The sequence below is a fragment of the Geotalea uraniireducens genome, assembly GCF_027943965.1.
GTDB lineage: Bacteria > Desulfobacterota > Desulfuromonadia > Geobacterales > Geobacteraceae > Geobacter > Geobacter uraniireducens.
This window is the reverse complement of the sequence record NZ_AP027151.1, coordinates 2,932,626-2,949,962: the sequence shown is the minus strand read 5'-3', so window position 1 is coordinate 2,949,962 and position 17,337 is coordinate 2,932,626. Positions and strand designations below refer to the sequence as shown.

The following is a 17,337-nucleotide window of genomic DNA, read 5'->3' as shown; positions in this document are numbered from 1 at the left end:
ATCATTCCTTCCGGTAGACGACCGCCGAGAACGGTGCAAGGAGCACCAGCGCTGTGGCGGCGGTATGGCCCGCGGCGGGGCTGCCGGCGCCGCCCCACGGTTCGGCGGCGGAGTCGACGAGTTTCCGGTAGCGGCCGGCAGGACCGGGGAGGGGCAAAGCCTGCTCCCCGGCGCTGAAGTTGAACAGGCAGACCAGCGTCTCGGCGTCGGCGCTCCTGACCATCACCAGCACCTGTTCCCGGCCGAAAGCCGTTATCCCGGTTCCGGCGCGGCTCGGCCGGCGGAGTGGCGGCAGTTCCCGGCGGAGCCGGAAAAGCTCCCGGTAGAACGCGAGCAACCGGCAGTGCGGTTCCCGGTCGCGCAACGTGCGATCGAGCCGGGCGGCGCGGAAGGTCGCTTCGCCCTGGGGGTCCGGTATTTCTCCCTGCCAGGCGAAGGTGGCGAACTCCTCCCGCCTTCCCCGGCGGACCGCGTCGACGAGGGCGGAGTCGCCATGACTGACGAAATAGGGGAACGGTGCCGGCTCACCGTACTCTTCCCCCATAAAGATGAGCGGCAGGTAGGGCGAAAGGATTACTGCCGCCGCCACCAGCCGCAACTGGTCCGCGGTGAGGACCGCTCCGAGCCGGTCGCCTCGCGGCCGGTTGCCGATCTGGTCGTGGTTCTGGGCGAAGACCAGGAGCTGCCGGGGGGGGGCGGTGGCGGTCGAGCTACCGTGCCGGCGCTTGCGGAATGGCGAATACTGGCCGGAGTAGACGAACCCTTCCCGGAAGGCGGTCACCAATTGGCTGAAGGCCCCGAAATCGCCGTAATACCCCTGGCGCTCCCCGGTCAGGAAAGCCCGCAGGGCGTGATGGAAGTCGTCGGCCCACTGGGCGTCGAGACCATGGCCGCCCCGGTCGACAGGCGTAATCGTCCGGACGTCGTTCAGGTCGCTCTCGGCAATCACCTGGAGGGGGCGGCCGAGCTCTTCGGAGAGCTCGTGGACCGCTTCGGCCAGTTCCCGAAGAATGTGCCGGGGGCTGAAGTCGAAGATGCCGTGGATGGCGTCGAGCCGCAGGGCGTCGACATGGTATTCGGTCAGCCAGTGGAGGGCGTTGGCAACGACATAGTGGCGGACCCCGTCGCTGTAGGGGCCGTCGAAGTTCACCGCCTCCCCCCACGGGGTGCGATAGCGGTCGGTGAAGTAGGGGGCGAAGGCGTGAAGGTAGTTCCCCTCCGGGCCGAGATGGTTGTAGACCACGTCGAGCACGACCGCCAATCCCTTGCGGTGGCAGGCATCGACCAGCTGCTTGAGGCCTGCGTGGCCGCCGTAGGAGTGCTGGGGGGCGTAGGGGTAGACGCCGTCGTACCCCCAGTTGCGGCTGCCGGGGAACTGGCCGACCGGCATCAGCTCGATGGCGGTGATCCCTAGCTCGACCAAGTATTCGAGCTCTTCGATGATGGCGGCGAAGGTCCCGGCTGGGGTGAAGGTGCCGACGTGGAGTTCGTAGGTGATCAGGTCGGTGAGGTCGATCCCCCGCCAGTCGGCGTCGGACCAGGCAAAGCCCGTCAGGTCCACCACCTGCGAGGGGCCGTGGACGCCCTCGGGCTGGCAGCGGGAGGCGGGGTCGGGGCGGAGCAGGGTGCCGTCGAGCAGGTAGCGGTAGCGGTCGCCGGCGCGGAAGTCGGTGCTCTGTCCGACGAAGTATTCGCCCTCCCGGTGCAGGGGGAGCTCGTGCGCCGTCTCTCCGGCGCCGATGACGCTGACCGTCTTTGCCCGCGGGGCCCAGACCCGGAACCGGGTGCCGGCCGGGGAAGGGGTTGCCCCGAGATCGAGCTGCCAGCTCGGGGCGGTCATCTGGCCGCTCCGGGCGGCCCGGCGGTCGCGGTGGGGGTGGTAATGATGCTGACGGCAATAAACAAAAAACCGCTGCTTACAGGGCTGATATGCTGCGAGTAGCTCATGATTCCTCCGGAATGAATATCGTTATTGTACATATAATTTGTGCACAAATCAAATTGTCCGGGCCAGTGGTGGCGTAACATGCCGGAAGTAGGACTGTTTAGCGGTGGTCGGCCGGGGTTAAATTTCCACCTGCTGCCCCAGTTCGACCACTCGATCGGGAGGAAGATTGTAGAACGCGGTCGCCTGCAGGGCATTGCGAACCATGAAGGCGAACAGTTTTTCCCGCCAGATCGGCATGCCGCGGACCCGCTCGGTGGGGATCAGTGTCTCCCGGGCGAGGTAATAGGAGGCCTCGTCGGGGTCGATGGTCAGGCCGAGCGGTTCGCAGGCCCGAAGCAGCACGGGCACATTGGGGCTCTGCATGAAGCCGTAGCGGGCAATCAGCCGGTAAAAACCGTGGCTGAGGTCTTCCAATTCCAGCCGGTCTGCCGCGGCGACGCGGGGGCTGTCCTCGGTGACCACCGTCAGCAGCACGACGGTTTCGTGGAGTACCTGGTTGTGCTGCAGATGGTGGAGGAGCATCGGCGGGGCGTGGTTGAGGCGGCCGGACATGAAGACTGCCACGCCGGGGACCCGGATCGGCGGGGCGAAAGAGATCTTCTCCATCAGGGTCCGCAGGTCGATGACGTTCTCCTGGAGCCGGGCGGAGAGCAGCTCCCGTCCCTGGTACCAGGTCTTCATCAGCACGAACAGCGCCAGCCCGGCCGCCAGGGGGAGCCAGCCGCCGGCTTCGACCTTGAACATGTTGGCGGCGAAGAATGCCAGGTCGACGGTGAGCAGTACGGCGGTCAGCGAGCTTGCCGACAAAAGGCCCCACCGCCAGCGTTTGCGCATCACGGCAAAAATCAGCACCGTGGTGATGACCATGGTGGTCGTCACCGCCACGCCATAGGCCGCCGCCAGGTTGCTCGACGTGTGGAAGCCGGTTACCAGGGCCACGGTGGCGCCCATCAATGCCCAGTTGACTGCCGGGATGTAGATCTGGCCGATTTCTTCCGAGGAGGTCTGGATGATCCGCATTCGCGGGCTCATGCCGAGTTGCACTGCCTGGCGGGTCAGGGAAAAGGCGCCGGAGATCACTGCCTGGGAAGCGATGATCGTCGCGGCGGTGGCAAGCAGCACCAGCGGGTAGAGAGCCCAGGAGGGGGCAAGGTGGTAGAACGGCTCGGTCGCCTCGAACGGGCGACGGAGAAGCAGCGCCCCCTGGCCGAAGTAGTTGAGCAAAAGCGCCGGCAGCACACAGGCGAACCAGGCGAGGCGGATCGGCGGGCGGCCGAAGTGTCCCATGTCGGCATAGAGCGCCTCGCCGCCGGTGACCACCAGGAAGACCGATCCTAGGATCAGGAATCCTTCCATGCCATCCCTGGCGAACAGCCGGATTGCATGGAGGGGATTGACGGCGGCGAGCACTTCCGGAGCCATGGTGATCCCCCGTATCCCCAGCAGGGCAATGGTGGCGAACCAGACGATCATCACCGGGCCGAACAGGGCACCAATGCCGGCGGTCCCCCGTTTCTGCAGCAGGAAAAGCGCGATCAGGATGGCGATGGTCGTCGGGACGACCACCGGGGTGAGCAACGGCGTGGCCACCTTGAGTCCCTCGATGGCGCTCAATACCGAAATCGCCGGGGTGATTGCCCCGTCGCCGTAAAGCAGCGCCGCGCCGAACAGACCGAGGGAAATCGTCATCATCCGGCCCCAGCCGTGCCGTGCGCGCCACGGGTTGAGCAGTGCCAGCAGTGCCAGGATTCCCCCCTCGCCCCGGTTGTCCGCCCGCATCACCAAGAGCAGGTATTTGAGCGAGATGATGACGATCAACGCCCAGAAGATCAGCGACAGGACCCCGAGCACGTTGGCCGGCGTCGCCCGCAGCAGGTGTTCGCCGTGGAAACATTCGCGCAGGGCATACAGCGGGCTGGTGCCGATGTCCCCATAGACGACGCCGAGAGCTGTCAGGGCGAGGGGAACCGCCTGGTGCCTGTGGGGGATGCTATCGCTCATATCCGGTCCGGAATAGTCTGGTTTGGCGCGGCTGTTCCCGACAGCAGGGGTGACCGGCCGGCACGTAGATCAATTATAGCGCTGCCGGGCGGGAGCGCTACCCGGTCCCCGGCGGTTCAGTCGATCCGCCTGATTCCGGCGGCCCGTCCCGCCACCAGTGCCAGCAGCGCGGCGCCGGCGGAAAACAGCGCTCCCATTTTGGCCGCTCCCTCCAATACCGGCTCCACGAAGGCGGCCCCGGCGACGAACAGGGCTACGGTCAGGCCGATGCCGGCCACCAGCCCGGTCACGATCAGTTCCTTGTTGCCCACTCTGGCCGGCAGTGGAAAGCCGAGCCGTACCGCCAGTGAGCCCATGGCGAAGATGCCGACCGTCTTGCCGGCCAAAAGGGCGATCAGCACCAGCCAGGTGGCAGTCCCCATGCTGGCGAAGGCTACCCCGGCATTGGTCAGGCCGAACAGAAACAGCCCGAAGTCGACCACGACTTTCCATTCGTGCTCGAAGCGGGCGAGGGGCGAGAGGTCGTGGGGATCCTCCTCGAACAGATGCTTGTCCTCTTTCGGCGGATGGGGGAGGAAGGGAATGACGAAGACCAGCGCCAGGGCGGGGTGAAGGTGGGCGAGGAACAGCCCCGACCAGCTCAATCCCCCGCCGACGATCACATAGGGCCAGTAGCTGCGTACCTTGGCGCCCCGCAGCAGGTAGGCCGTCACCATCCCGGCAACCGTCAGAAAGAGCCACTGCGGGGCGGTCGGCACGGTCGGGTCCGGATAGAAGATGGCGATGATCACCAGGCCGATCGCATCGTCGGCCACTGCCAACAACAGGAGAAACGATACTGCCGGATGGCCGGCGCCAAACACCAGGCGGGCGACCAGCCAGGCCAGGGCGATGTCGGTGGCGGTCGGGATGCCCCAGCCGCGGATGAGCTCCGGCGCGCCGAACAGCGCGTTGAGCCCCAGGTAGACGATCACCGGACCGACGACGCCGCCGAGGGTGGCGAACAGGGGGTTGATTGCCTTGCGGAGCGGATGCAGCTCGCCTCCCGGGAGGCAGCTCTGGGTGATCTCCACGGCGGCAATGCCGAAAAAGAGCACCATGAACAGATCGTTGACCACGAAATGGAGGCTCGGCGTGCCGAAAAACGGCTTTTCGATGAACGTATGATAGCTTTCCGGGGTCAGGTTGGCCCAGATCAGGGCAATTACCACCCCGGCAATCAGCGGGACTGAAAATTCCCGGAGCATATTGAGACGTTTTCTCACGATGGTCCTTTCTCGATTACGGAAGTTACCGGCGGATGCTGCAGCCGGTTTGCGGCGCGTCGAGCGGTTGGGCGGCAGCGGTCCGCCCCGCTTCGAGGCGTTGGCAGTGCGGCCGCGTCGGGATGGCCGGGGCCAGGCCGGCGATGCTGCGTACCGTGCGGTTGAGCGCCCGTACATCGGCGACGGCGAGAGACTCGGCGACCAGCGGCCGCCGGCCGATATTGATGGCCTTTCCCCCTTGGCGAATGATCCAGCTGAGGGCGGCAGCGTCACCCTGTTCGCTCCCGGCACAGATCAGTTCGCCGTCGAACGACAGGAGGCGGCAGATGGCGCGGACGCCGAATTCCATCGTGATTTCCGGAATAAAGGGGATTTCGACCAGTGCCGCCCGGCGAAAGCGGGTCGCCGGTCCGTCGCCGACCAGCTCTTCCAGCCGGTCGGCACAGTCTTTTCGGGTCTTTGCCGATGCCGCGCCGCCGGTGATCGCTACCGACCAGCGGTGATCCTCAAGTTCGATCCCCGGCAGTGCGGCGGCGTCCGCCAGTAATGGCAGCAGCGCCTCGCGTCGTTCCATCAGCCGTTCCTTCGGCCGACCGCTCAGAGTCATGGAGCCGTTATCCGGGGTATGCCATTCGGCGCCGCAGCCGCCGCCGAGGTAGATGCCGGGCACCGGCACCCGGGGGGCCAGGTCTTCAAGCGGCCGGCTGGAAAGGAGTGCCACCAGGTTTCGCGGATTGTCGGCAAGTTCTTCCAACAGCTGCCGGATCGGTTGGCGCAGCCGGGCCTTGGCCCGGTCGGCGGCCGGCACGATGGTGCCGTCGAAGGCAAAAATCCAGAGTCGTTCTCTCTGGGTAATGATGGTCATGGGTGATACCTCCTGTCTGGCGGGCTTATTGCTGTAGCTGCCCGCGAGATAAGCTAGCGCGGCCGGCGAATCGGCCGGGACGGGGGTTCGGCGGCACGATGCGGCATGGTGTGCCGGAACGTGGACGCTTGCCGACTGTCAGGAGATGAGTTGTGGAGGAATGAAGCGGTCGGCGACGATCTGTGGCAAGGCGCGAAACGGCTCGTGGTGGGTCAGCATGGAGACTTCTGGCGCATAGGGGGGGATTCGTCCCCACTCGTTAGCGGGTGGCGGGAAGTCAAGGGGCGGGATATCGAAGTCGGGGAGGGGCACCCCGTCGTCTTCCACGTCGGAGAGCTGGGCCGGCTGGACGGTCACCGTCTGCCGGTCGTCGTGGTGATTGGCGAGAACCTGGGCCATGCCGCCGGCCGTGAGGTTCAACAAAAGCAGCGCCGTCAGCAGCAGAATGGCCAGGCATTTATGGATAATGTGGAAAAGTTTCATGGTCGGATTGGCCGGAACACGTGCCGGCTGTTTTTGAAGTATATGATAATGCGAGCTTTTTTGTCAAGACAGATCGGCCGAGGCCTGATGCTGGCGGGGATGCAGCAGTTATTCACTCTGTCGGTGCGGCCTCGCCGGGGCGACTGATCCTGATTGACGGCGCCACGTAACCGGGCGGCCGGTAGGACTCGGGGATGGTCGTCGAGTTGCCGTCCCGGAGTTGGGAGTAGTGGGGCGACATGATTTCCACCCCTGCTTCGTTGAACCGGTCCTGGATCTGCTGGTGCAGGGCCGAGTAGATCGCCATCATTTTGTGCGGCTGGTCGGTGTAGGCGTTCAGCTCGTAGGTGACGTAGAAGTCGTTGAGGGCGGTCTGCAGGACGAACGGCGCCGGGAGTTCCAGGATATGTTCCGTCCGCTTGGCTGCTTCGACCAGCAGTTGGTGGATGGTGCGCCAAGGCGTGTCGTAGCCGATGGTGACGCTGGTGTGGAGGATCAGCCCGTAGGCGTCGGCCGAGGAACTGTAATTAACGACGTGGCTGCTGATCACCATCGAATTGGGGATGGTTACGTCGACGTTCTTGATGGTTCTGATCCGGGTGACGAGCAGCGTCTTCTCCACCACGTCGCCGACCGTCTCGGCAATTTTGACCCGGTCACCGGTTTTGAAGCCCCGCGTGTAGGTAAGGATCACCCCGGCGACGATGTTGGCGACGGCCGATGTCGAGCCGAGCGAGAAAAGGACGCCGAGAAAGATCGAGATCCCTTTGAAGGCCGGCGAATTGGAACCGGGGAGGTAGGGAAAGACCACTACTGCGGCGAAGGCCAGGACGAGGAAGCGGACGATTTTGAACGTCGGCTCGGCCCAATCCTGGTAAAAACCGGGGATGGTGATGGTCCCCTTGCCGATCTCGGCGAAGACGAAGCGGATCAACTTGATGACGTAATGGGTTACCAGCAGGATGACGAGGATGAAGAAGATGTTCGGCAGGTAAGCGCCGATGGCGTGACCGATGCTGCGCAACGGAGAAATCAGGTGTCCGAACAGTTGTGCGGCAAAACCCTGGGTCTGGGGGAAAAAACTGAAAACCAGCGGGATATAGAAGTAGAAAAGAGTCAGCGTAATAACGAGCCGGCCCCCCCTGAGCAGGCTGGCCAGCAGGCTGACGATCCGTTCGGCGTTGACGATTTCCAGGGACTGGACCCTGAGCGAGCGGATCTTCGTCCCTTTCCACGATTGCAGCCGGTTGTGCAGGAGCGGAAAGAGCTTCTTGAGAAAGAGCAGTGCCGCCACGAGGACGAGGGTCGCCAGTGCCGCATAGGCGCTCCCTTCGAGCAGACTCCTGGACGAGTATTCATCCCGGTAGGCGACGATGGCGGCGACGATCCGGTCCCGGAAGCGTCGGGCCAGTTCCTGGCGGGTGGTTCCCTCGCCACGCGCATCCCGGTCGGTCACGCTCATGATCACCAGGTCGCCGGCCACGATGTCGGTGCTGGCGTCGCTGTCGGTGGTGGTGATTGTGGCAGCGTCGACTTGCGGCGCATGAAGCAATTTCTCCAGGCGTGCCGAAATGAGCCGTGCTCGTTCCGTCGGCGGGTAGGAGAGCACTTTCTCTCGGACGTAAAAAAGCGGCGTACCGTTGAGGGTTACCGGTGCCCCGGTGGCGGCGGGTGTCGACGGCGTTTCGCTTCGGTCGACCGCCGGGACCGGCGGCGCTGCCAGAACAAGAAGAAGGACGAGGGTCAGCAGACAGCGGGTGAACATGGTAATGGCTCCGGGGGAAAAGAATCTCTGTAACCATCCTATCATGGGTGACCACCTCTTCAACTGCCGGGGGCACGAAAGAGTGGACAGTCGTCGGCCTAAGGACTAGAATTTCCGCCGGTGTGCCGGCTTTGTCCGGAAATGAATTACCGCGGTAGCGTCCGCGGTGACTAAGGAGATCTATCGTCGTGAAAAGTGTGCTTGTTGCCGCCCTGCTGGCGGCCGCTTCCCTGCCGGCCCCGTTCGCTGCTGCCGAAGATGTTCCCTCGTGCGAGGAAATGGTCAAGCAGCAGAGCGTGGCGCTCGAAGCTGCCCGCCAGGAAAATACCGCCCTGGCTGAAAAAATGCGGACGATGGAGTGTACGCCCGTCATCTCCCGTGACGAACTGCTCCAGCGCAACTACCGGCAGTTACAGGAGCTGGCGGCAAATACCCGCGTCCAGCGGCAGAGCATGGCCGATTTCGAAAACTTTGTCCGCTGGATGGGGGGGAGCCTCTCCGGCTATGCCAAGTATATCGAGGCCGGATCGGTAGTTGCCGGTTTTGCCCGGGTGCTGCCGATCCCCTATGCCGGTCAGGCCTCGGTCCTGACCAAGTTCGTCTCTCAAGGGGTCCTGGCGCTTAACGCCACCTCTGTTTCCATCGCCAAGTATCTCGATACCTCCGGCAAGTTCGTTGCCAAGGTCGACGCTCTTGACCCGGCAAAGGGCCTGACCTCGACGCAACTTGCCGACGCTGCCCGTTTTGCCGATGCGGAACTCCTCAAGGAGATGCTCGATGTCCAGACCCGGCTCAAGACGACTGCCGAAATCTCGTCGTCGTCGCTGTCCTTCCTGGAGACGGTCAACCAGTATATGGGGAGCAGCGACGAATACTGGAACAAGACCAAATCGTTCATCATGCGCAAGGATGTGGACAAACACGAAAAAAGCTTTCTTACCTCGAGTCTGGAAGGGCTCAGGACCCGGACTGGGCAATTTAACAACAAGCTCAGGATCTTCGAAGACGCGGCGCGGAAGGATGTCCCGCTCATTAAAAAAACGGTTGCCTACGATGATCTGTTGCAGGAGTTGGAAGCGCGTGGTGCGCGGCATTAGCACCAAGCTTGAGGTGAATTGTTAGTTTTAATATATTCAAATATTGACATTTTTATGGCAGCACTGTTACAATCATGCGTTACTGTTTGCCGATGTAAATGCAGTGCCGCCCATGGAGGGGATGAGAAGCGTAGAGGAAGGACAATGGCTCCGGCCGTCCCGGTGTAATGGCATCAGGCCCCTGCCAGGCGCGGGTCGGATCGGTGCCGATGGTAAGCAGGAATGAATCTCAAGCGGAAAATGACGGTTGCCGTCTCGGCCCTGATGGTGGTCTTCGCCTCCGTCATGGCCTGCGTGATCCTCGGCTATTTTGAGCGGAACCTCCACCAGAACATCTCCGCGCAGCAACTTTCGATCATCACCTACATTGCCAACGAAGTCGACAATACCCTCCTCACCGCCCAGCGACTTTTGGTCGCCAATGCCGACAGCTTCCCGCTCGGTGCCCTGGAGTCGCCGGACCAGGCAAAGCAGTTCCTGGCCAGTCGAACCGGTCTCAACAAACTGTTCAACGATCAGATGATGGTAATTGCCGCCAGCGGCGATCTGGTGGCGGCGACCAACGTCGCGCCCGGGCGACGCCTGCAGAGCAATTTCACCGACGAACCCTTTTTCCAGGAAACGGTGAAAACGGGGAAGCCGTTGATCTCTGATCTGACCAGTTGCTGTGACGGCCATATCCCATCGGAAATTGTCATTACCGCGCCGATCCGCGATCGTCAAGGCGCCGTTCGCGGCGTGATGGTCGGCAGCTTTTCTCTTAAGAAGGAAAATATTCTTTCCCGCTTCAGCAGTATGAAAATCGGCCGCGGGGGGTACCTGCAGCTGATTTCCCCCGATCGGACCATTTTGCTCCATCCCTCCGATGCCTGCCTTCTCCGCCACGTCTCGCCCGCGCTCGACAATGTCGTCGAAGATGCCCTGCACGGATTTATCGGTACCCGGGAAACGGTTAACAATCTCGGCCAGTCGATGCTGACCACCGTGCGCAAATTGGCCGCCAAGGATTGGGTGCTGGCATCCAATTACCCGCTTGCCGAGGCCTATGAACCGATCCGCAAGGCCCGGCTCTTCCTCGGTTTCACCACGGCGCTGGGGCTTGTCGCGGTTATCGTGGTCATGACGATCCTGATGCGGCGGATGACCCGGCCTTTGACCGTCTTTACCCGCCACATCAAAGAATTGCCGGTAAAATCGGGTGATGCCCGTTTCATCGCCTTCGAAACCGGCGATGAGATCGCCGAGCTTTCCGCCGAATTCAACGATATGGTGAAATGTCTCGACAGCCGTACCGACTCTCTCCAGGAGAGCGAGGAGCGGTTCCGCTGTACCTTCGAGCAGGCGGCGGTCGGGATTGCCCATGTGGGGATGGACGGCAGATTTACCCGGGTCAATCACCGGTTCTGCGAGATCCTTGGCTATACCGACGGGGAGATGGACGGGATGACCTTCATGGATATCACCTTCCCCGAAGACTTGGAACGTTACCAAACCTGTCGCGAGCACCTGCTCGAGGGGGCCGGTTCCTGTGCCACCGATAACCGCTATCACCGCAAGGATGGCTCCATGGTCTGGGTCACCCAGACCGGTTCGCTGATTCACGATCAGGTCGGGCGGCCGAAATACTTCATTGCCGTCATCGAGGATATCTCGGCGCGGAAAGAGGCGGAGGACGAGATCCGGCGGCTCAATGCCGAACTGGAGGAACGGGTGATCGAGCGGACCGCCCAGCTGGAAACGGCCAATGAGTCGCTCCGCCGGGAAATCGTCCAGCGGATTCAGGCCCAGGATGAAATCTGCTGGCTGAATGACGATCTTGAACGGCAGAAGCGGGCGCTGGAGGTGGCAAACCGCGAACTGGAAGCGTTCAGCTACTCCGTATCCCACGATCTTCAGGCGCCGCTGCGCCATATTTCCGGCTTTGGCCAGGTGCTGGTCGAGGATTACGGCGATCTGCTCGACGACGAAGGCCGTCTGTTGCTGCAGCGGATGCAGGGGGCGACGGGACGAATGGGGCAGCTGATTGATGCGCTGCTAAACCTCTCCCGGCTGAGCAGGGGGCAGCTCAAGCAAGAGCGGGTCGACATTGGGATGTTGGCGCGGGAAATTATTGGTGAATTCCGGCAGGCGGAGCCGGAACGGCAGGTGGAGATTACGGTCGGCATTGGCCTTAAGACGATCGGCGACGGCAGCCTGTTACGGATTGCCCTCGAAAACCTGCTGGGTAACGCCTGGAAGTACACCGGCAAAAGGAAACAAGCGCGCATCGACGTTGGAGCGGCCATCGAAGAGGAACGGACCGTTTTCTTTGTCCGTGACAATGGCGCCGGCTTCGACATGGCTTATGCGGAGCGGCTGTTCGGGCCGTTCCAGCGCCTGCATCGCCAGGAGGAATTCGAGGGGACCGGCGTCGGCTTGGCGACGGTCCAGAGGATCATTCACCGTCACGGCGGCCGGATCTGGGCGGAAAGCCAGCTCGGCAAGGGCGCGGTTTTCTACTTCACGCTCTAGACGCTTTTTCGGCACGGCCGGGCTGTCGCCTCATCCTGCCATCTCTCCCCAACCCCACTATTTTTTGTTGCTGAGCGACGGCGCGACTGTCCCGCCGCCACCGGCCATCCCGTCCGGGTGGCAGTTCCAGCAGGTGATCGTTTGCCCGGACAACCCGGCGCTGACGCTTGCCACCACCACCGGCAGGGTGCTGGTGTGGCAGCGCAGGCATGGGTAAATCTCGTTGGTGATGAGCGGGTCTTTTCCCGAATAGCCGTCACCGGTGTGGATCTGGATCAGCGTCCCGCTGTGGCAGCGGGCACAGCCACGGGGTGCCTCTACCGTATGCTGGACGGTGCTGTGTTGCTGGGCGGAGTGGCAGACGACGCAGTCACGCACCAGCGGCACCGTATAGGAGCCGTCGGGGGCGCTGACGAGCTGGTGGCAGTCGAGGCACAGCTTGCCGGCACTCTGGATCAGGGCGTGATGGCGATCGGGATTGTCACCGGTATGACATCTGGTGCAAAGCTCGGCCGTCATGGTGAGTGCTCCGGCCGGCCGGCTGGTGAAGGCGGTGGCGGCCAGTAGCAGGAGCAGTGCCGCGCAGAGCCGGGATAACGAACGGGCAGGTGCAGGCATGGTGGGCCTCCGAATGTAGGGTGCGGGACAGGTGCAGGGGGGATCGATGATGTCCTTTTACCATTACCTATAACAATATTAGTTGCATTTAATCAATATAAAATATTGAAATTGACCGGGGGTATGGAAAAAGGTGCGTCCGGGGTGGGGATGCTCCCGTTGCGGCAGGGTAGGGGCGGCATGGCCGTGGTCGACCATGCCGCGGTGGCGACAGTTCCTTAGTAATTTTCCCCGAGCAGCTCGAAGTGGGCCTTTGGATGGGCACAGGCCGGGCAGCGCTCCGGGGCTCCCGGCCCCTCGTGGAGGTAGCCGCAGTTGCGGCAGCGCCAGACAACCGGTTCGTCACGGGTGAATACGCGGTTGTTCTCGATGTTGGCGAGCAGGTCGCGGTAGCGCTTCTCATGCTGGCGCTCAGCCACGCAGACCGCCCGGAAGACGGCGGCAATTTCAGCGAAGCCTTCTTCTTGGGCGACGGCGGCAAAGCCGGGATACAGCTCGCTTTGCTCGTAATGCTCCCCCGCGGCGGCCGCCGCCAAGTTCTGGGCGGTGGTGCCGATAATCCCGGCAGGGAAGCTGGCGGTGATTTCCAGTTCGCCTCCTTCCAGGAACTTGAAAAAACGCTTGGCATGCTCTTTTTCCTGGTTAGCCGTTTCCTCGAAGATCTCGGCGATCTGAATGTATCCTTCCTTACGTGCCTGCCCGGCGAAGTAGGTGTAACGGTTGCGGGCCTGGCTTTCCCCGGCGAACGACTTGAGCAGATTTTTTTCCGTTTCAGTGCCCTGCAGTTTCATCCGATCCTCCCTCTGACTTGGTGACAATTGATTCGACGTGTACCTATCCTAGCGTGCTGCTTCGGCCTGTCAAGGAATTCGTGCCGGGGCGGCCGGATTTTTCGTTGACAGGGGGGGACCCGCTCTTCTAGAGTGCTGAGCGTATACGCCCGCTCATTATCGGCATTGCGGCGCGGGCGAACCGGGGGGGCAACCATGGACCAGGAACTGCTTGAGCAACTGAAACGGGTACTCGCTTCGCTGGAAATGATCCTGCCGAAAGCGGTTGACCGGATCGACTGGGCGGTGTGTCACGCCGCCAACTGGCGCCGGCATTCGTTTTCCGGCTGCCTGGAGCCCGTTCCCGAAATCGAGAACATCCATCTCGACGACCTGTTCGGGATCGATAAGCAAAAACGGCTCGTCGAGGAGAATACCCGCCAGTTCCTCGCCGGCTACCCCGCCAACAACATCCTGCTCTGGGGAACCCGCGGCACCGGCAAATCGTCGCTGGTGCGGGCGCTGCTCAACAGCTACGCCGGTCGGCGGCTACGGGTCATTCAGGTGGACAAGGACGATCTGATCCATCTTCCCGACATCGTTGACGAGGTCAAGAATCAGCCCTACAAGTTCATCATCTTTTCCGACGATGTATCGTTCGAGGTGGGTGAATCGAGCTACAAGATGCTGAAGAGCGCCCTGGATGGTTCGGTCTACGCCCCGCCGGAGAACGTGCTGATTTATGTCACATCCAATCGCCGGCACCTGCTTCCCGAATACGAGAGCGACAACCGCGGCGCCATGATGGTCGAAGGGGAGATCCACCACGGCGAGGCGGTGGAGGAGAAAATCTCCCTTTCCGGCCGCTTCGGCATCTGGGTGTCGTTCCATCCCTTCAGCCAGGATCAGTATCTGGAAGTGGTGCATCGTTGGATCGACAAGCTCTGCACCAAGAGCGGCACGACCGTCGAGTGGTCCCGCGAGGTCCGGGACGAGGCGATCCTCTGGGCCCAGAAGAAAGGCGACCGGAGCGGGCGGATCGCCTACCAGTTCGCCAGCCACTGGGTTGGGCAACAGCTGCTCGCCCGCGCCTAAGAGGTGCCGGCTGCCGGCTCGTAGCGTTCCCGTTCCCAGAGGTAGAGGCCGGTGACGTGGTCATGGACCCGCTTCGGGGCCGGCCCGCTGAACGGCCAGATTGCGTATTCGACGGCATAGATGCGGCAGCCGTCGAGGGCGTGGCCGCCGAAAACCTTGCCGTCATGGTCGGCGATCGCCAGGTGGAGGTGTACGAACGGCAGTTCATTCTTCAGCGAGATGTTGCCGGTGCCGGAGACGATCTCGAAGGGGGCGTCGAAGCCGCGGATCTGGTATGCCCGCTTGATCTGGTCGAAGTAAGAAAGACGGGCGCTTCCCAGGCTGCCGAACAGCTGCACGACCCCTGCCTGCAAGCCGCGGTCGATGGCCAGCTTCGTCAACTCCCGTATCAGATCCGATTTAAACGGTAAATTCCCCATGATCATCATCGCCTGTCCTCCCGAATAATTTATTGTTTGAAAATTTTAACGACAATTCGTCGATTGTCATCCCACCTGAGCCCATTGTCTTCAAGGAGGTCCGATGTCCGGTAACTCGATCTATCTCGCCTCGCCACTCGGCTTCAGCCCCGAAAACCGCGACTATCTCGGCCGGGTGAAAAATTGTCTGGCCGGCTTCGGCTATTCGATTTTCGATCCGTGGCAACAGAACCAGTTCGATGGTGAGATTGCCCGGGCGCGGGCGCTGACCGATGTCGCCGGACAGGTTGCAGCATTTCGCAGGCTTGCCGCCGGCATCGGTCGAGTCAATGAAGAGGGGATTCGGGCGGCGACGTTGGTGTTCGCCATCCTTGACGGCGCCGAACTCGATTCGGGAACCGCCAGCGAAGTCGGCTTCGGCGCGGCACTCGGCAAGAGCTGTTACGGTCTGCGGACCGATCTCCGTGACAGCGGTGATTTCGCTGGCGTGCCCATCAACCTGCAGGTGCTCCACTTCATCGAGCGAAGCGGCGGTCGGCTTTTCCGGAGTATTGGTGAGATCGTTCTCCCCTGAGTGGGGACCATGGCGGGAAAAGACAAAGAAAAAGCCCGCGCCGGAAGGCGACGGGCTTTTTTGTCTCGAAAAGGATGGTTTATTGGCCGAAGTCGGATGCGGCTTCTTCCGTGCCGACCTTTGCCTGGAGAGTAGCCTCGATACGCTGGGCCAGCATCGATTCCACCAGGGTGAAAAGCAGCGAGAGCATGGCGTAGGCAATCAGCCCGTTTGCCAGCATATCGTACCGTGCCAGCTCGGGCAGGTATCTCACGCCGACCACGAGGATGGTTGCCGCTGCGGCGCAGCTGCCGTGCCGCACCAGCCACCGCCGCTGACCGGCCATCAGCCCTCTCAACCCTTCTTCGTCGCGTTCGTTGAGCAATTCCCGGTATCTGAGCCAATCAAGCATCATCCGGGGGATCATTAGTGCGGCGACCGTGACGGTCAGAAGAATCATCGTTGTGTTGAGAGTATTCATCTGCTCCTCCTTTACGATGCTGATGCCTGTTGGCTGGAGAAGAGCAAGTCAGTTGCCAGCTGGTTATCCTGCCACGCGATCCGGGCGGGTGTTATGAAGGTATTGAAATATCGTACTATTTGAATATAAATCAGCTGCCACGCCGATGGCAACTATTTTTTGGGTTTGCTATTTGGCGGTGCAAAAAGTGTCGTTATGGCTGCCGAACGAATGCTTTAGGAACAAAAACGCAATAACATCAACAAAATATACCGATTGTGCCTGTCGTGATTGCGGTCGTGTTGTGGTGGCTAAAGCACGTTAATTGTCGTCAATTGGCGGTAAAGCGGTGGGTGTTAAGGCCTTTTGGGGGGAGATGATGCTAAATTATATTTATTTTATTATATATTGCTAAGTAGCGATGTGTTCCCTTTGGTATGGTTCATCAGGTCACTGGCGGTTTACTATTTCGAGGGATGCTTTTCGCCGGATTTCGGTTACACTGTGTTAATAACTATTAATATGTTGTGGGGTGCTGCTGAGGCAAGATGATGGAGGAAGCGATGGCGGCTGAGAAAATCAAGGTGTTTGCCTATTCCGGCTACCGGGAGGAGGAAACCCCCCGGGCGTTCATCAAAGAAGGGAACTGGGTCGATGTGTTGAAAGTCCTTGATCGCTGGGTTGAAGAGAGCGCCGCCGGTGGCGAGCGGCGGCGCTGTTTCCGGGTCAAGGGGAGCGATTGGCGAAGCCATATGCTCTGTTATCGTGAGCAGAGCGGTGAGTGGACCGAGGAATGAAGACCCTTCAGCGCCGCTGCTCCTCCTCTTCGAGTTCCTTGCGTAACCGATCCAGACCTTTGCTGAAGCTCTCGGCGTCGCCGAATTCGAAAAACCGGCCGTAGCGGGGGTGAGGGGTGATGATTCGCCGCGCATGCTTGATCGGGCACCAGTACTGCTCGGTCCGTGCTGCCACTTCCCGGAGGTAGGCGGCCAGGCCGTTGGCGTAAGAGCAGTAAAAGCAGTTGAACTTTTCAATGACGTTGAGGTAGGGGAGGTCTTCCCGGTCGAAGACCAGGTAGTCGCGGCGGCGGACCTTGGGGATGGCGTAGATCGGGAAGCAGATCGTCTGATACAGGGTAACGAACAGATCGAGAATGAGGAAGGGGACGAGCCCACCGTAAATGACCGGCGCCGTAAGGATGTTGAGTGGCCGTGCCTCGATCAGGTAGCGGAAAAGGCCGGTTTTCAGCCGTCGCTGCTGGGCAACGATCTCTTTGGCGAAACGAATCCGCTTTTCTTCAACGATAAAGTGAAATTCGTCACGCTTCCGGGTGAATTCGCTTTCCAGCTCCTCTTCGAGTTCCTTGATCCTGCCGAGCAGGTCATTGATCCGGTGGTCCATGGCGTCTCCTTGAACAGGTTGCGCCATCTTATACAGGAAAAATTTCCCGCTGTCGCCATTATTTGCCAGCAACCGCCGGCCGGGCG

General features: G+C 61.5%; 16 protein-coding genes. 5 read left to right on the top strand and 11 right to left on the bottom strand.

Annotated features, from left to right (window positions below):
* Window position 1: 1 nt before the first annotated feature.
* The 6 genes from treZ to QMN23_RS13745 all read right to left on the bottom strand — a co-directional run bounded on the left by treZ (window position 2) and on the right by QMN23_RS13745 (window position 8,372).
* Window positions 2–1,840 (bottom strand): malto-oligosyltrehalose trehalohydrolase, encoded by a 1,839-nt coding sequence (gene treZ / locus QMN23_RS13770; protein WP_281999903.1) that lies wholly within the window; start codon window positions 1,838–1,840, stop codon window positions 2–4.
* 225 nt (window positions 1,841–2,065) lie between these two features.
* On the bottom strand, window positions 2,066–3,949 hold the full coding sequence (locus QMN23_RS13765; RefSeq protein WP_281999902.1) for a potassium transporter Kup: 1,884 nt from the start codon (window positions 3,947–3,949) through the stop codon (window positions 2,066–2,068).
* A 116-nt stretch (window positions 3,950–4,065) separates the two neighbouring features.
* Entirely contained in the window at window positions 4,066–5,214 is a 1,149-nt protein-coding gene (locus QMN23_RS13760) for a Na+/H+ antiporter NhaA (protein ID WP_281999901.1), read from the bottom strand.
* 25 nt (window positions 5,215–5,239) lie between these two features.
* Window positions 5,240–6,079, bottom strand: a complete 840-nt coding sequence (locus QMN23_RS13755) for a trehalose-phosphatase (RefSeq protein ID WP_281999900.1) — start codon at window positions 6,077–6,079, stop codon at window positions 5,240–5,242.
* Window positions 6,080–6,217: 138 nt separating this feature from the next.
* The gene (locus tag QMN23_RS13750) at window positions 6,218–6,562 is read right to left on the bottom strand and encodes a hypothetical protein (protein WP_281999899.1); all 345 of its coding nucleotides are present in this window, start codon (window positions 6,560–6,562) and stop codon (window positions 6,218–6,220) included.
* A 112-nt stretch (window positions 6,563–6,674) separates the two neighbouring features.
* Entirely contained in the window at window positions 6,675–8,372 is a 1,698-nt protein-coding gene (locus QMN23_RS13745) for a mechanosensitive ion channel family protein (RefSeq protein WP_281999898.1), read from the bottom strand.
* Window positions 8,373–8,515: 143 nt separating this feature from the next.
* Here QMN23_RS13745 and QMN23_RS13740 point away from each other — a divergent pair, with 143 nt between their 5' ends.
* The gene (locus QMN23_RS13740; protein WP_281999897.1) at window positions 8,516–9,424 is read left to right on the top strand and encodes a hypothetical protein; all 909 of its coding nucleotides are present in this window, start codon (window positions 8,516–8,518) and stop codon (window positions 9,422–9,424) included.
* Between the two features lie 222 nt (window positions 9,425–9,646).
* The gene (locus QMN23_RS13735) at window positions 9,647–11,935 is read left to right on the top strand and encodes a sensor histidine kinase (RefSeq protein WP_281999896.1); all 2,289 of its coding nucleotides are present in this window, start codon (window positions 9,647–9,649) and stop codon (window positions 11,933–11,935) included.
* A 57-nt stretch (window positions 11,936–11,992) separates the two neighbouring features.
* Here QMN23_RS13735 and QMN23_RS13730 read toward each other — a convergent pair whose 3' ends face one another.
* Both QMN23_RS13730 and rbr read right to left on the bottom strand, forming a co-directional pair.
* Window positions 11,993–12,553, bottom strand: a complete 561-nt coding sequence (locus QMN23_RS13730; protein WP_281999895.1) for a cytochrome C — start codon at window positions 12,551–12,553, stop codon at window positions 11,993–11,995.
* Between the two features lie 218 nt (window positions 12,554–12,771).
* The gene (rbr, locus tag QMN23_RS13725) at window positions 12,772–13,344 is read right to left on the bottom strand and encodes a rubrerythrin (protein ID WP_281999894.1); all 573 of its coding nucleotides are present in this window, start codon (window positions 13,342–13,344) and stop codon (window positions 12,772–12,774) included.
* Between the two features lie 195 nt (window positions 13,345–13,539).
* On the opposite strand from rbr, the gene QMN23_RS13720 reads away from it, so the two are divergent.
* Window positions 13,540–14,418, top strand: a complete 879-nt coding sequence (locus QMN23_RS13720) for an ATP-binding protein (protein WP_281999893.1) — start codon at window positions 13,540–13,542, stop codon at window positions 14,416–14,418.
* Here QMN23_RS13720 and QMN23_RS13715 read toward each other — a convergent pair.
* On the bottom strand, window positions 14,415–14,846 hold the full coding sequence (locus QMN23_RS13715; protein ID WP_281999892.1) for a PPC domain-containing DNA-binding protein: 432 nt from the start codon (window positions 14,844–14,846) through the stop codon (window positions 14,415–14,417). The two genes, QMN23_RS13720 and QMN23_RS13715, sit on opposite strands and share 4 nt — an antisense overlap.
* 94 nt (window positions 14,847–14,940) lie before the next feature.
* On the opposite strand from QMN23_RS13715, the gene QMN23_RS13710 reads away from it, so the two are divergent.
* Window positions 14,941–15,411, top strand: a complete 471-nt coding sequence (locus QMN23_RS13710) for a nucleoside 2-deoxyribosyltransferase (RefSeq protein WP_281999891.1) — start codon at window positions 14,941–14,943, stop codon at window positions 15,409–15,411.
* 79 nt (window positions 15,412–15,490) lie between these two features.
* Here the strand turns inward: QMN23_RS13710 and QMN23_RS13705 are convergent, their stop codons facing one another.
* The gene (locus tag QMN23_RS13705) at window positions 15,491–15,871 is read right to left on the bottom strand and encodes a hypothetical protein (protein ID WP_281999890.1); all 381 of its coding nucleotides are present in this window, start codon (window positions 15,869–15,871) and stop codon (window positions 15,491–15,493) included.
* Between the two features lie 542 nt (window positions 15,872–16,413).
* On the opposite strand from QMN23_RS13705, the gene QMN23_RS13700 reads away from it, so the two are divergent.
* On the top strand, window positions 16,414–16,647 hold the full coding sequence (locus QMN23_RS13700) for a hypothetical protein (protein WP_281999889.1): 234 nt from the start codon (window positions 16,414–16,416) through the stop codon (window positions 16,645–16,647).
* Between the two features lie 7 nt (window positions 16,648–16,654).
* Here QMN23_RS13700 and QMN23_RS13695 read toward each other — a convergent pair whose 3' ends face one another.
* Window positions 16,655–17,251: a hypothetical protein gene (locus tag QMN23_RS13695; protein WP_281999888.1), complete on the bottom strand. Its 597-nt coding sequence runs from the start codon at window positions 17,249–17,251 to the stop codon at window positions 16,655–16,657.
* Between the last annotated feature and the right edge of the window lie 86 nt (window positions 17,252–17,337).

What these genes read in the sequence shown, in the direction of transcription:
- QMN23_RS13750 (WP_281999899.1), bottom strand. Translation starts at nt 6,562, where the DNA reads ATGAAACTTTTCCACATTATCCATAAATGCCTGGCCATTCTGCTGCTG.
- QMN23_RS13735 (WP_281999896.1), top strand. Translation starts at nt 9,647, where the DNA reads ATGAATCTCAAGCGGAAAATGACGGTTGCCGTCTCGGCCCTGATGGTG.
- QMN23_RS13715 (WP_281999892.1), bottom strand. Translation starts at nt 14,846, where the DNA reads ATGATGATCATGGGGAATTTACCGTTTAAATCGGATCTGATACGGGAG.
- QMN23_RS13710 (WP_281999891.1), top strand. Translation starts at nt 14,941, where the DNA reads ATGTCCGGTAACTCGATCTATCTCGCCTCGCCACTCGGCTTCAGCCCC.
- QMN23_RS13720 (WP_281999893.1), top strand. Translation starts at nt 13,540, where the DNA reads ATGGACCAGGAACTGCTTGAGCAACTGAAACGGGTACTCGCTTCGCTG.
- QMN23_RS13765 (WP_281999902.1), bottom strand. Translation starts at nt 3,949, where the DNA reads ATGAGCGATAGCATCCCCCACAGGCACCAGGCGGTTCCCCTCGCCCTG.
- QMN23_RS13705 (WP_281999890.1), bottom strand. Translation starts at nt 15,871, where the DNA reads ATGAATACTCTCAACACAACGATGATTCTTCTGACCGTCACGGTCGCC.
- QMN23_RS13730 (WP_281999895.1), bottom strand. Translation starts at nt 12,553, where the DNA reads ATGCCTGCACCTGCCCGTTCGTTATCCCGGCTCTGCGCGGCACTGCTC.
- QMN23_RS13700 (WP_281999889.1), top strand. Translation starts at nt 16,414, where the DNA reads ATGGCGGCTGAGAAAATCAAGGTGTTTGCCTATTCCGGCTACCGGGAG.
- QMN23_RS13755 (WP_281999900.1), bottom strand. Translation starts at nt 6,079, where the DNA reads ATGACCATCATTACCCAGAGAGAACGACTCTGGATTTTTGCCTTCGAC.
- treZ (WP_281999903.1), bottom strand. Translation starts at nt 1,840, where the DNA reads ATGACCGCCCCGAGCTGGCAGCTCGATCTCGGGGCAACCCCTTCCCCG.
- QMN23_RS13695 (WP_281999888.1), bottom strand. Translation starts at nt 17,251, where the DNA reads ATGGACCACCGGATCAATGACCTGCTCGGCAGGATCAAGGAACTCGAA.
- QMN23_RS13745 (WP_281999898.1), bottom strand. Translation starts at nt 8,372, where the DNA reads ATGATAGGATGGTTACAGAGATTCTTTTCCCCCGGAGCCATTACCATG.
- rbr (WP_281999894.1), bottom strand. Translation starts at nt 13,344, where the DNA reads ATGAAACTGCAGGGCACTGAAACGGAAAAAAATCTGCTCAAGTCGTTC.